Source organism: Dyella sp. SG609, assembly GCF_012275375.1.
Taxonomy (GTDB): Bacteria; Pseudomonadota; Gammaproteobacteria; order Xanthomonadales; family Rhodanobacteraceae; genus Dyella_D; species Dyella_D marensis.
The window spans coordinates 369,763-382,768 of the sequence record NZ_JAAZQJ010000003.1 but is presented as its reverse complement, the minus strand read 5'-3'; the positions used below and the strand labels follow the sequence as shown (position 1 = coordinate 382,768).

At 68.8% G+C, this 13,006-nt stretch carries 15 protein-coding genes; 12 read left to right on the top strand and 3 right to left on the bottom strand.

Features of this window, described 5'->3' with window-relative positions:
• Window positions 1-17: 17 nt before the first annotated feature.
• Together murA and FHW85_RS07845 are read right to left on the bottom strand one after the other, a co-directional pair.
• Window positions 18-1,277 (bottom strand): UDP-N-acetylglucosamine 1-carboxyvinyltransferase, encoded by a 1,260-nt coding sequence (gene murA / locus FHW85_RS07850; RefSeq protein ID WP_167256634.1) that lies wholly within the window; start codon window positions 1,275-1,277, stop codon window positions 18-20.
• 40 nt (window positions 1,278-1,317) lie between these two features.
• Complete coding sequence (locus FHW85_RS07845) at window positions 1,318-1,557, bottom strand: BolA/IbaG family iron-sulfur metabolism protein (protein ID WP_026636810.1); 240 nt, start codon at window positions 1,555-1,557, stop codon at window positions 1,318-1,320.
• A gap of 248 nt (window positions 1,558-1,805) precedes the next feature.
• Here FHW85_RS07845 and FHW85_RS07840 point away from each other — a divergent pair, with 248 nt between their 5' ends.
• The 12 genes from FHW85_RS07840 to ptsP all read left to right on the top strand — a co-directional run bounded on the left by FHW85_RS07840 (window position 1,806) and on the right by ptsP (window position 12,011).
• Window positions 1,806-2,819, top strand: a complete 1,014-nt coding sequence (locus FHW85_RS07840; RefSeq protein ID WP_167256632.1) for a KpsF/GutQ family sugar-phosphate isomerase — start codon at window positions 1,806-1,808, stop codon at window positions 2,817-2,819.
• Window positions 2,820-2,931: 112 nt separating this feature from the next.
• Complete coding sequence (locus FHW85_RS07835; RefSeq protein WP_167256630.1) at window positions 2,932-3,477, top strand: HAD family hydrolase; 546 nt, start codon at window positions 2,932-2,934, stop codon at window positions 3,475-3,477.
• A complete protein-coding gene (gene lptC / locus FHW85_RS07830; RefSeq protein ID WP_167256628.1) occupies window positions 3,474-4,076 on the top strand; it encodes an LPS export ABC transporter periplasmic protein LptC in 603 nt (200 codons plus the stop codon). The genes FHW85_RS07835 and lptC overlap by 4 nt, the downstream gene beginning before the upstream one ends.
• Window positions 4,077-4,080: 4 nt before the next feature.
• On the top strand, window positions 4,081-4,668 hold the full coding sequence (gene lptA / locus FHW85_RS07825; protein WP_246866692.1) for a lipopolysaccharide transport periplasmic protein LptA: 588 nt from the start codon (window positions 4,081-4,083) through the stop codon (window positions 4,666-4,668).
• Between the two features lie 3 nt (window positions 4,669-4,671).
• Window positions 4,672-5,391: an LPS export ABC transporter ATP-binding protein gene (gene lptB, locus FHW85_RS07820; protein WP_167256624.1), complete on the top strand. Its 720-nt coding sequence runs from the start codon at window positions 4,672-4,674 to the stop codon at window positions 5,389-5,391.
• Between the two features lie 149 nt (window positions 5,392-5,540).
• Window positions 5,541-7,001: an RNA polymerase factor sigma-54 gene (locus FHW85_RS07815; protein WP_167256622.1), complete on the top strand. Its 1,461-nt coding sequence runs from the start codon at window positions 5,541-5,543 to the stop codon at window positions 6,999-7,001.
• A 145-nt stretch (window positions 7,002-7,146) separates the two neighbouring features.
• Window positions 7,147-7,473 carry a ribosome-associated translation inhibitor RaiA gene (gene raiA, locus FHW85_RS07810; RefSeq protein ID WP_167256620.1) on the top strand — a complete coding sequence of 109 codons (327 nt, stop codon included), beginning with the start codon at window positions 7,147-7,149 and terminating at the stop codon, window positions 7,471-7,473.
• A gap of 154 nt (window positions 7,474-7,627) precedes the next feature.
• Window positions 7,628-8,578 carry an HPr(Ser) kinase/phosphatase gene (hprK, locus tag FHW85_RS07805; RefSeq protein WP_167256618.1) on the top strand — a complete coding sequence of 317 codons (951 nt, stop codon included), beginning with the start codon at window positions 7,628-7,630 and terminating at the stop codon, window positions 8,576-8,578.
• Window positions 8,579-8,583: 5 nt separating this feature from the next.
• A complete protein-coding gene (rapZ, locus tag FHW85_RS07800) occupies window positions 8,584-9,486 on the top strand; it encodes an RNase adapter RapZ (RefSeq protein ID WP_167256616.1) in 903 nt (300 codons plus the stop codon).
• Between the two features lie 37 nt (window positions 9,487-9,523).
• Entirely contained in the window at window positions 9,524-9,916 is a 393-nt protein-coding gene (locus FHW85_RS07795; RefSeq protein ID WP_167256615.1) for a PTS fructose IIA subunit family protein, read from the top strand.
• Complete coding sequence (locus FHW85_RS07790; protein WP_167256613.1) at window positions 9,909-10,178, top strand: HPr family phosphocarrier protein; 270 nt, start codon at window positions 9,909-9,911, stop codon at window positions 10,176-10,178. Before FHW85_RS07795 ends, FHW85_RS07790 begins: the two co-directional genes overlap by 8 nt.
• A 102-nt stretch (window positions 10,179-10,280) precedes the next feature.
• Window positions 10,281-12,011, top strand: a complete 1,731-nt coding sequence (gene ptsP, locus FHW85_RS07785) for a phosphoenolpyruvate--protein phosphotransferase (protein ID WP_167256611.1) — start codon at window positions 10,281-10,283, stop codon at window positions 12,009-12,011.
• A gap of 104 nt (window positions 12,012-12,115) precedes the next feature.
• Here ptsP and FHW85_RS07780 read toward each other — a convergent pair whose 3' ends face one another.
• Entirely contained in the window at window positions 12,116-12,997 is an 882-nt protein-coding gene (locus FHW85_RS07780; protein WP_168647891.1) for a LysR family transcriptional regulator, read from the bottom strand.
• Window positions 12,998-13,006 lie beyond the last annotated feature (9 nt).

Genomic DNA, 13,006 nt, shown 5'->3' with positions numbered 1-13,006 from the left:
GCTTTTTTTTTGTCGCCTCAGGACGGCAGGCGGCGGATCTTCGCGCCGAGCACGCCGAGCTTTTCCTCGATGTTCTCGTAGCCGCGGTCGATGTGGTACACGCGGTCCACCGTGGTGTCGCCGTCCGCGACCAGGCCGGCCAGCACCAGGCAGGCGGAGGCGCGCAGGTCGGTGGCCATGATCGGCGCGCCGCTCATCTTGTCCACGCCCTTGATGATCGCGGTGTTGCCTTCCAGGCGGATGTCCGCGCCCAGGCGCTGCAGCTCGTGCGCGTGCATGAAGCGGTTCTCGAACACCGTCTCGGTGATGACGCCCACGCCCTCGGCCACGCAGTTGAGCGCGGTGAACTGCGCCTGCATGTCGGTCGGAAACGCCGGGTACGGCGCGGTGGTGATGTTCACCGCCTTCGGGCGACGGCCCTGCATGTCCAGCTCGATCCAGTCCGGGCCGGTGTTGATGTGCGCGCCAGCTTCTTCCAGCTTGGCCAGTACCGAGTCCAGCGTGTTGGCGCGCGCGTTGCGGGCGCGCACCTTGCCGCCGGTCATCGCCGCGCCGACCAGGAAGGTGCCGGTCTCGATGCGGTCCGGCAGCACTTCGTATTGCGCGCCGTGCAGGCGCTCGACGCCGTGGATGGTGAGGGTGGAGCTGCCGGCGCCCTCGATCTGCGCGCCCATGGCGATCAGGCAGTTGGCCAGGTCCACCACTTCCGGTTCCTGCGCCGCGTTCTCGATGATGCTGGTGCCCTGCGCGAGCGCCGCGGCCATCATGATGTTCTCGGTGCCGGTGACGGTGACCATGTCCATCACGATGCGGGCGCCCTTCAGGCGGCTGGCCTTGGCCTTGATGAAGCCGTTTTCCACGCTCACCTCGGCGCCCAGCGCCTGCAGGCCGCGGATGTGCTGGTCCACCGGGCGCGAACCGATCGCGCAGCCGCCGGGCAGCGAGACCTCGGCCTGGCCGAAGCGTGCCACCAGCGGGCCCAGCACCAGGATCGAGGCGCGCATGGTGCGCACCAGGTCGTACGGCGCCACGTGGCGATCGGTGGAGCGCGGGTCGACGTGCATCTTCATGCGGTCGTCCAGCACCAGCTGCACGCCCATCTGGCCGAGCAGCTCGATGAAGGTGGTGACGTCGTGCAGGTGCGGCACGTTGCTGATGGTCACCGGCTCGTCGGCGAGCAGGCAGGAGGCGAGGATCGGCAGCACCGCGTTCTTGGCGCCGGAAATACCGACCTCGCCATTGAGCGGCACGCCGCCGCTGATCAGGATCTTGGCCATTCTTGTCCTTGGGGGTGTTCTTGGAACCGGGCGACGGCCGTCAGCGGCGCGCCGCGGCTTCCTCGGGGGTCAGGGTCTTCAGCGCCAGGGCGTGGATCGCACCGCCCATCAGCTCGCCCAGCGTGCCGTAGACCAGGCGATGGCGCGCCAGGGGGAGCTTGCCGGCAAACTGCGCCGCCACCACTTCCGCCTCGAAATGCACGCCGTCGTCGCCGGAAACCTGCGCCTGCGCACCGGGCAGGCCTTGTTCGATCATTGCCTGTATGGTGGCAGCGTCCATCGGGAATCCAGTCGTGGGTCACCGGCGCCTGGGCTTGCGGAATCCCTCATCAGGACCACATCGGCGCCGACCGTGACGATAAAATGCGAATATGCCATGGTAATGGAAATCCGCTGTCACAGAAACGATGCGCGGCCCTTCGGCCCGGTTTCGTCCCAGCCAAGCCTTTGAATCACACGGGAAGCCTTGGCTGACCGTCGCCCGCCGTCACCGGCACCACCGCCGCACGGCCCGCCACCCGAGAACGCATGAACGCCCACGTCGCCCCGCCCGCCAAGCCCGCCCTGCTCGACGCCGATGCCCTGGTGCGCAGCGCCCGCACGGTGATCGCCACCGAGGCGGCTTCGATCCGCGCGCTGGAACCGCGCATCGGCCCCTCCTTCGTGGAGGCCTGCCGCATGATCCTGGGCTGCGCCGGGCGCGTGGTGGTCACCGGCATGGGCAAGTCCGGCCACGTCGGCCGCAAGATCGCCGCCACCCTCGCTTCCACCGGCACGCCGGCGTTCTTCGTGCATCCTGGCGAGGCCAGCCATGGCGACCTGGGCATGATCCTGCCGCAGGACATCGTGCTGGCGCTGTCCAATTCGGGCGAGACCGACGAGGTGCTGTTCATCCTGCCGGTGCTCAAGCGCCAGGGCATTCCGCTGATCGCCATCACCGGCAACGAGCGCTCCTCCCTGGCCGACCAGGCCGACGTGCACCTGGACGCGAGCATCTCGGCCGAAGCCTGCCCGCTGGGCCTGGCCCCGACCGCCAGCACCACCGCGGCGCTGGTGATGGGCGACGCCCTGGCCATCGCCCTGCTGGAGGCGCGCGGCTTCACCTCCGAGGACTTCGCCCGCTCGCATCCGGCCGGCAGCCTGGGGCGCCGCCTGCTGCTGCACATCGGCGACGTCATGCACACCGGCGAGGGCATTCCGAGGGTGGCGCCGGACGCCTCGCTCACCGCCGCGCTGATGGAAATGACCCGCAAGCACCTGGGCATGACCGCCGTGGTCGACGCCGAACAGCGCCTGCTCGGCGTATTCACCGACGGCGACCTGCGCCGCGCCCTGGACGACGAGGACGTCGACCTGCGCGGCGCCACCGTGGCCGAGCTGATGACCCGCGGCCCCAAGACCATCGGCGCCGACAAGCTGGCGATCGAAGCCGCGCAGATGATGGAAAAGCATCAGATTCACGCCCTGCTGGTGGTGGACGAGGCGCAGCGGGTGGTCGGCGCGCTGAACATTCATGATCTGCTCCGCGCGCGCGTGGTGTGATGCCTGGCTGGCGCGGGCAGCCGCGCCGCCGGACAACGCTTCGCCGCCCCATGCGTTCTGCCGGCCGGGCCGTTGACCCGGCCCTCCCCCGAGCCCCTGACCAGACTTCCCCGTGGCCCATTACCTCGACCATCTGCCCGCCGAACTGCTCGCCCGCGCCGCCAGGATCCGGCTCGCGGTCTTCGACGTGGATGGCACCCTCACCGACGGCCGCCTGTGGTACGGCGAGGACGGGCGCGAGACCAAGGTCTTCCACGTACATGACGGCCTGGGCCTGAAGCTGCTGCAGGCGCACGGCGTGCAGGTGGCCCTGATCACCGCGCGCATCAGCCACCCGGTCGCGCTGCGCGCCGAGGAACTGAACATCGCCCACGTCTACCAGGGCCAGCGCGACAAGCTCGCCTGCTTCCGCGAACTGCTGGCCGCGCTGGGCCTGGAGGCCGAGCAGGCCGCCTTCGTCGGCGACGACCTGCCCGACCTGCCGCCGATGCGCCAGGCCGGCCTGGCCGTGGCCGTGGCCAATGCCCACCCCTGGGTGGCCGAGCAGGCGCACTGGCGTACGGCCAAGACCGGCGGCATGGGCGCCGCGCGCGAAGTGTGCGACCTGATCCTGCTCGCCCAGGGCAAGGCCGAGCAGGAACGGGGGCGCTGGCAGTGAGTCTTCGCGATTACCTGCGCGACCGTCGGCTGACGGTCGCGATCGTCCTGGTCGGCGGCGCCGCCGTGCTCAGCCAGCTGCTGCTGTGGTGGCTGGGGCCGGCGCCCAAGCCCAACGACTTCATCGGCCCGCCGCGTTCCGGCTACACCCTGGCCGACTTCAAGGGCTATGTGTACGGCGAGGACGGCCACCCGACCTTCCGCGTCACCGGCCCGCGCCTGGACCGCCGCGAAGGCGACGACTCGCTCTACCTCGACTCGCCCAAGTTCGAGCTCCCGGCCAAGCAGCCCGGCGTGCCGGACTGGAAGGGCGAATCCCGCTACGGCTGGGTGGACAAGAGCGGCACCCTGCTCAAGCTGCAGGGGCCGGTCTACATGCACCGTCCCGCCTACGGCGACACGCCGCAGGCCGAACTGCATACCTCCGAGGTCACCGCCTGGCCCAAGGAGAACCGCATGGAAACGGCCGAGCCGGCACAGTTGACGCAAGGCGACAGTAGAATGAGCGGCGTCGGCATGCGTGCCAACCTCACTGACAATCACCTGGAGCTGCTCGATGACAGCCACGGCTCGTTCCCGCCGCGCAAACGGAAGTCCTGACCTCATGCGTAGCCGCCTCCTGTTCGCGCTGGCCACCCTCGCCCTGCTGCCGGCCCTTGCGCTGGCCAAGAAGGACGACCGCAGCCAGCCGATGAATTTCACCGCCAAGTCGACCAACGCCTACAACGCGCCCAACAGCATCACCACGCTTACCGGCAACGTGAAGCTGACCCAGGGCACCCTGCTGATCACCGGCGCCGAGGCCAAGGTCTACCTGGACAAGGACACCCAGATCTCGCGCGTGGTGGTCACCGGCAGCCAGGCGCACATCCAGCAGCTGGACGAGAACAACAACCTGATGCAGGGCGACGCCGCCCAGCTCGACTACGACAACATCAACGGCATCGCCGTGCTCACCGGCAACGCCAAGGTGACCCAGCAAGGCCGCGGTGAATTCCACGGCGACAAGATCACCTACAACACCGACACCAGCCTGATCACCGGCGAGTCCGGCGGCGACGGCCTGGTCCACGGCACCTTCCTGCCCAAGCCCAAGCCGGCCGCTACGGCGCCCGCCGCCAAGCCGGCCGCGCCGGCACCGGCCAGTTCGGCCCCCAAGCCGGCCACGGCGGCTTCGGCCGCGGGTAAGTAATCGATGCTGTCCGCCGAAGGCCTGCAGAAACGCTTCCGCGCGCGCCAGGTGGTGCGCGACTTCGCTTTTTCCATCCGCGAAGGCGAGGTGGTGGGCCTGCTCGGTCCCAACGGCGCCGGCAAGACCACCTGCTTCTACATGGTGGTGGGCCTGATCGAGGCCGACGCCGGCACCATCAAGCTCGACAAGTACGACATCACCGGCCTGCCGATGCATGCGCGCGCCAAGCTGGGCATCGGCTACCTGCCGCAGGAACCGTCGGTGTTCCGCCGCCTCACCGTGGCCGACAACATCATGGCCGTGCTGGAACTGCGCGAGAACCTCGGCGCCAAGCAGCGCGCCACCGAGCTGGAAAGCCTGCTCGACGAGCTGAAGATCGCGCACATCGCCGACCAGCGCGGCATCAGCCTCTCCGGCGGCGAGCGCCGCCGCGTGGAGATCGCCCGCGCGCTGGCCGCCGAGCCGCGCTACATGCTGCTGGACGAACCCTTCGCCGGCGTCGACCCGATTTCGGTGGGCGAGATCCAGCGCATCGTGCGGCACTTGAAGGAGCGCGGCATCGGCGTGCTGATCACCGATCACAACGTACGTGAGACGCTGGGCATCTGCGACCGCGCCTACATCCTCAACGACGGCGAAGTGCTGTCGCGCGGCACGCCGGCGCACATCCTGGCCGACGAGAAAGTACGCGAGGTCTATCTGGGCCGCGAATTCAGGCTGTAAGGCTTTCCTGATGGCCGCGGTGCGCGCGCCGTCACATTCAGCCATTCGGCCTACGCGAGGATCGGCGGGAACCTATGGCCGCTCCTCCCCCTAGGGGTTAGGATGACCCGAAGCTCATCCAAGCCTTTGGGCTCATTCAAAACAGTGGCATGAAACCCGGACTGCAGTTTCGCCTCAATCAACAGCTCACCCTGACGCCGCAATTGCAGCAGGCGATCCGCCTTCTGCAGCTGTCGCAGCTGGAGCTGGAGGCCGAGCTGCGCCAGATCGCCGAGAGCAACCCGCTGCTGGAGTTCTCCGAGGACGCCGCCAACGAGGGCGACAGCGAAGGCGATGGCGAGGCCGCCACCTTCGACGCCCCCACCGAGGCTGCCACCTCCGCCAACGACGGCGACAGCGGCGACGAGCCGGCCGACTGGAGCGAATCCGGCGGCAACGCCGAAGAACCCATCGACTTCTCCTCCGCCGGCGGCAGCCGCAGCAGCGGCGGCGACGAGGACCACTTCGAACCGCAGAACGCCGCGCCGGAGACCCTGCAGGAACACCTGCTGTGGCAGCTCAACCTCACCCACATGAGCCTGCGCGAGCGCACCATCGCCGCGATCATCATCGATGCGCTCAATGCGGACGGTTATCTGGGCGAGACGCTGGAATCGGTCACCGCCGCGGTGCCGGCCGACCTCAAGGCCACCGTCGAGGAAGTCGACGCCGTGCGCCGCCAGGTGCAGCGCTTCGATCCCACCGGCGTGGCCAGCCTGGACCTGCGCGACTGCCTGCGCGTGCAGCTGGAGCAGTTCGATCCGGACCTGCCTCAGCGCGAGCTGGCGCTGCGCATCGTCGACAGCGAGCTTGAGCTGCTGGCGCGCAACGACATCGCCCGCCTGTCGCGCCGACTGCGCGCCAGCGACGAGGAAACCCACGCCGCGGCCATGCTGATCCGCAGCCTGGACCCGCGCCCCGGCGCCGCGCTCGACGTCACCCCGGTGGAATACGTCGCGCCCGACGTCTACGCGCGCAAGGACAGCGGCCGCTGGCGCGTCAGCCTCAATCCCGACTGCCAGCCGCGGCTGGGCCTGAACCAGCACTACTGCAACCTCATCGCGCAGGCCCGCGGCGAAGACGCCAGCTGGATGCGCGGCCAGCTGCAGGAGGCCCGCTGGCTGATCAAGAGCCTGGAATCGCGCGCCGAGACCCTGCTCAAGGTGGCCGAGGCCATCGTGCGCCGGCAGAGCGCCTTCCTCGACTACGGCCCCGAGGCCATGCATCCGCTGGTGCTGCGCGAGGTGGCCGAGGAAGTGGGCATGCACGAGTCCACCATTTCCCGCGTCACCACCCGCAAGTACATCCATACGCCGCGGGGCACCTTCGAGCTGAAGCACTTCTTTTCCAGCGGCGTGTCCACGGAAGACGGCGGCAGTGCATCCGCCACCGCCATTCAGGCCATGCTGCGCAAGCTGATCGACGCGGAAGACCCGCGCAAACCCCTGTCCGACCAGGCCATCGCCGAGGAACTGCACCGCAAGGGCATCCAGGTGGCGCGCCGCACGGTCGCCAAATATCGGGAGGCCATGCGAATTCCCAGCTCCAGCGAGCGCCAGCGGGCAGGTTGACCGGCGCGCAAGTGCGCCTGGACGGGAACTTGGCGGGATGGAAAGCGTCCCCATACCAAGAGATGACTGTGATGTGTCGGCGACCATCCGGCACCGGCGCATCGACCCACGCCGCGTCATGCGGCAGTACCAGAGGAGGCGCACCATGCAAGTCCAGCTCAGCGGCCAGAAGATCGAGATCACCCAGGCCCTTCGCGAACGCGTGAACGGCCACTGTGAGCGACTTACCCGCCTCGAAAGCAGACTCCTCGAATTGAGCGTCGTCCTCTCCGTCGACAAGCTGCAGCAACGCTGCGAAGGCACGCTCAAAGTCCCCGGCGCCGCACCGCTCCACGCGGAAGCCACCGAATCGGACATGTACGTCTCCATCGACAACATGTTCGACAAGCTGGTGGCGCAGCTGCGCAAGCACCGCGACAAGGTGTGCGACAAGCACCAGCGCGAAGTGCGCGAGGAACGCCAGTACGGCTGAACCTCGCCGGCCCGCCCCGCCCGCCGGGGCGGGCCGCTCCCAAGCCCGGCCCCAGCCCGTGCCGTCTTGCGGCGCACCAAACCGTCCGAACTGGCACAATGTGCGCCATCGCCGCCGGCCCCTGCCGGGCATCACGCGGTGCAAAGGATTCGGTTTGGACCGGCTTACCGCCCGACAACTCTACGATGGCGTGCACGAGCGCATGGCCCTGCGCTGGGTGGCCGGCATGCGCGGCGAATCGCGGGTGCTCGAGCGCGGCGTGACCGCGTCGCGGCGTCCTTCGCTGATCGGCTATCTCAACGTCATCTATCCGAACAAGATCCAGATCATCGGCACCGAGGAGCTGAATTTCCTCGACGCCCTGGATTCGCGCCAGCGCTGGGAAGCGATCAACAAGATCGCCGCCTACCAGCCGGTGGCGATGATCGTCACCAAGGACCAGGCCATTCCCCCCGACCTGCGCGAGGTGGCCGAGGAAACCAACACCCCGCTGTGGATCAGCTCCAAGCGCGGCCACGAGCTGCTCACCTGGATGCAGTACCACCTGGCGCGCATGCTGGCGCCGAAGGTCACCCTGCACGGCGTGTTCCTGGAGGTGTTCTCCATCGGCGTGCTGATCACCGGCGAATCCGGCTCCGGCAAGAGCGAGCTGGCGCTGGAACTGATCAGCCGCGGCCACCGCCTGGTCGCCGACGACGCCACCGAATTCACCCTGATCGCGCCGGACGTGATCGACGGCACCTGCCCCGAGCTGCTGCAGGATCTTCTGGAAGTGCGCGGCCTGGGCGTGCTCAACGTGCGCGAGATGTTCGGCCACACCGCGGTGAAGCCGTCCAAGTACCTGCGCCTGGTGGTGCACTTGAAGCCCATGCGCGAAGGCGAGGACACCGACGGCCTCACCCGCCTCACCGGCGACGTCGGCCACCGCGACATCTTCGAGGTGGCGGTGCCGATGATCACCATTCCCGTCGCGCCCGGCCGCAACCTCGCGGTGCTGGTGGAAGCGGCGGTGCGCAACCATATGCTGAAAAGCAAGGGCATCGATCCCGCCCAGACCTTCATCGACCGGCAGGCCCACCAGATGCGCCGCCTGCCCCCGTGGTGACACGCATGAGCAATGCTTTCCTGACTTCCGACATCCACCAGCCCGACGCGATCCACCTGATCGTGCTCACCGGCATGTCCGGCGGCGGCAAGACCGTCGCGCTGCGCGCGCTGGAAGACCTGGAGTTCTACTGCGTCGACAACCTGCCCACCGCCCTGCTGCCCGAGCTGGTGGCCGCAGTGAGCCACGGCGCGGTGGCCGGGCGCCGCCAGAACATCGCGGTGGGTGTGGACGTGCGCAACCGCGGCGAGGATTTCCTGCGCATGCCCACCGTGCTGTCCGAGCTGGCGGCGGCGGGCGTGCAGGTGCACCTGGTCTTCATCGACTGCCGCGACGAAGTGCTGATCAAGCGCTATTCCGAAACGCGCCGGCGCCATCCGCTCTCGGTGCTGGGCCTGTCGCTGTCCGACGCCATCGCGGAGGAACGCAAGCTGCTGCGTCCGCTGATCGCCATCGCCGAGAAGGTGATCGATTCCAGCGAATTGAACGTGCACCAGCTGCGCCGCCTGATCGCCACCGACTACGCCCAGGCCACCGACGGCTTGACCCTGATGTTCACCTCCTTCGCCTACCGCCGCGGCCTGCCGCTGGACGCCGACTTCGTGTTCGACGCGCGCTGCCTGCCCAATCCGCACTGGGAACCGCGCCTGCGGCCGCTGTCCGGCAAGGACGCGCCGGTGCGCGAATACCTGGAAGCGCAGCCGCTGGTGGAGGAATACTTCGACGACACCGTGCGCTGGCTCGACGCCTGGCTGCCGCGCTTCGCCTCGGACGACCGCAGCTACGTCACCGTGGCGATCGGCTGCACCGGCGGGCGGCATCGTTCGGTCTACCTGGTGGAGCGGCTTGCCGCCCACTACCGGGCGCGGCACGAAGGCGCCCTCACCTTCCATCGCGAGCTCGAGTGATGAAGGCTCAATCCTTACTTAGCGCAGGAGTCCGGCCATGAGCGTCGGCGTGCTGCTGATGACCCACGAGGCGGTCGGCCATGCGCTGATCTCCGCCGCCCACCACGTGCTGCCCAAGCTGCCGTTGCAGGTGGAGGCCGTGGAAGTGCCGCCCTCGGCCGATCCGGACGTGATGCGCACCCTCACCGCCAGGCATGCGCGCGAGCTGGACACCGGCGACGGCGTGCTGGTGCTGGCCGACCTGTACGGCGCCACGCCGTGCAATATCGGCCTGTCGCTGGGCAAGCTCGGCGTCCACCTGCGCTGCGTCTCGGGCCTGAACCTGCCGATGCTGCTGCGCGTTCTCAACTATGCCGAAAAGCCGCTGGACGAACTGGCGGAAGTGGCTGCCAGCGGCGGCCGCGGAGGAATCTTCATCGACCATGCTTGAAAAAGAGATTGTCGTATCCAACAAACTGGGGCTGCACGCCCGCGCATCGGCCAAGCTGGTGCAGCTCGTGCAGGGTTTCAAATCCACCGTGTGGCTGATCAGCAAGGGCCGCGAGGTCAATGCGCAAAGCATCATGGGCGTGATGATGCTGGCCGCCGGCATCGGCACCCCGCTCACCGTGCGCGCCGAAGGCGCGGACGAAGAGCAGGCGCTGGACGCGGTGGTGGACCTGTTCGACCGGAAGTTCGACGAAGGAGCCTGATGTGGAGTTGCCCATGGCGCAGAGGACACGAAGCTTGAACCGCCGCACGCCGCAAGGCGCGCCGCACGCTTCGTTGCCGGTCCGCCGCCATGGAGCCGCCGCATGAGGCACGTGCTGCCCGGCTCCAACGCCTCCCGCGGCATGGCCCTGGGCCGCGCGCGGCTGGTGCAGCCGAGCCGCTATCTGGTCGACACGCGTCCGCTGGCCGAGGACGAAGTCGACGCCGAGCTGGAAAAACTCCACCGCGCGCTCGACACCGCCCGCCAGGAACTACGCGAACTGCGCGGCAAGCTGCACGGCGCGCTGGCGCGCGAAGTCAACGAATTCATCGACGCGCACAGCCTGCTGCTGGACGACCAGGAACTGCTGCGCGGCCTGGACGACCTGGTCCGCATCGGCCACTACCGCCCCGGCGCCGCGCTTAAGAAACAGCGCGACCGCCTCGCCGCGGTGTTCGAAGCGATGGACGACCCCTACCTGCGCAGCCGCAAGGAAGACGTCGACCAGGTCATCAACCGCGTCATCTCCGCCCTGCAGCGCCAGACCAGCCGCGAGGAGCGCAAGCTCGCCGCGCGCGTGGGCGAGATCCTGATCGCCGACACCATCGCGCCGGCCGACATGGCGCAACTGGCCGGCAATGGCCTGCTCGGCGTGGTGGCCAGCTCCGGCAGCCCGTATTCGCACAGCGCGATCCTGGCGCGCAGCCTGGACCTGCCCATGCTGGTGGGCGTACGCGACGCGCTCGCCACCATCCACGACGACGACCTGATCCTGCTCGATGCCGAACGCGGCGAAGCGGTGGTGCATCCCACCGCGCAGGACCTGGCCCGCTACCGCGCCTGGCAGCGCGAGGCGCAGCAGGAAGGCCGCCGCCTGGCCTCGCTGGCGAATGCGCCCACGCGCACCCGCGACGGCACCGACATCCGCCTGCTCGCCAATGCCGAGACCAGCGCCGACATCGCCATGGCGCGTTCGCGCGGCGCCGACGGCGTGGGCCTGTACCGCACCGAATTCCTGTTCCTGCGCCACAAGGGCCTGCCGTCCGAGGACGAGCAGTTCATCGCCTACCGCGACCTGGTGCTGGGCATGGGCGGCCTGCCGGTGACCATCCGCACGCTGGACCTGGGCGCGGACAAGGCGGACGCCGCGGGACTGGCATTGCGCGGCGAAGAAAACCCCGCGCTGGGCGTGCGCGGCGTGCGCCTGTCGCTGCGCTATCCGGCGGTGTTCACCACGCAGATCCGCGCCATCCTGCGCGCCGCCTGCTACGGCCCCGTGCGCGTGCTGGTGCCGATGGTCACCCAGCCGGACGAGCTGATCGCCGTGCGCACGCTGTTCAAGCTGGCGCGCCAGGACTTGAAGCGCGAAAACATCGACCTGCCGGAAAAACTGCAGCTCGGCGCAATGATCGAAGTGCCCGCGGCGGCCATCAACGTGCGCTCGCTGCTGGAGCACGCGGACTTCCTCGCCATCGGCACCAACGACCTGGCGCAGTACGTGCTGGCCTCGGACCGCGGCAACGACGCGCTCGACAATATCTACAACCCGCTGCAGCCGGCCCTGCTGCGGCTGATCTCCTACGTGATCACCAGCGGCCGCCGCGCCGGCAAGCCGGTGAGCCTGTGCGGCGAGATCGGCGGCGACACCAAGTTCACCGCCCTGCTGCTGGCGCTGGGCCTGTGCGAATTCAGCATGCACTCCAGCCAGCTGCTGCATGTGCGCGACCGCATCGCGGCGCTCAACCACAAGGGTCTGCGGCGGCTGGCGCCAGCGATCCTGCGTTGCCGGACGCATGAGGAAGCGGAAGATCTGCTGTCGCGCATCACCTGCTGAAGCACGTCGACCAGACCTGTAGGTTGGGGTGAGCCAAAGGCGAACCCCAACAGACCTGTGCGCCGCCGCATCGCTGGGGTTCGCTGCGCTCACCCCAACCTACGTCAGGCTCGCGCGTTGACCAGAAACGCATCCAGCAAGGCCCCGCGATACTTCTCCCGCTGCGTCAGCAGGAACAGCTTGCGCCGCAGATCCAGGAACGGCGTATGCAGCGCTTCCAGGCGCCCGGTCGCCAATGCGTCGGTCACCGCCACCGCCGGCAAACAGGCGATGCCCAGCCCCGCCACCACCGCCTGCTTGATCGCTTCGATCTGATCCAGCTCCAGCACGGTCTCGCCCGGCGGCAGCTGGGCCAGCACGCGTTCGTTGCTGGCGCGCGTGGCCGAGCCGGGTTCGCGCAGCACCCAGCGCGCGCCGGCGAAGTCCTGCGGCCGCAGCTGGCCGCGGCGGGCCAGCGGATGGTCGGGCGAGGCGCACACCACCAGGATGTCGTCGCGCCACGGCTCCATCTCCAGCGCGGGATGCACCACCGGCCCTTCCACGCAGCCCACGTCCAGTTCGTGCGCGAGCAAGGCGGCGGCGATCGCATCGGTATTGGCCACGCGCAAACGGATCGCCACCTGCGGATGCGCCCGCACGAAATCCCCCAGCAGCGCGCCGACCAGGTAATTGCCCACCGTATTGCTGGCGCCGATGCGCAGCTCGCCCGCCAGCGAGGCGGCGCCGCCGCGGCCCAGGCGGCCGAATTCGGCGTAGCGCTCCAGCAGCTCCTGCGCCAGCGGCAGCAGCTCGCGGCCGCGGGTGTTCAGCCGCAGCCGGCCCCGCTCGCGGGCGAATACAGGGGCGTCCAGCTGCCGCTCCATCTCGGCCAGGGCCATGCTCGCGGCCGGCTGGGTCAGGTGCAGGGCCTCGGCGGCGGCGCGGACGCTGCCCAGGCGGGCGATCTGCACGAAGACCTCCAGCTGGCGCGGGCTGATATTGATCATCAGCCAATC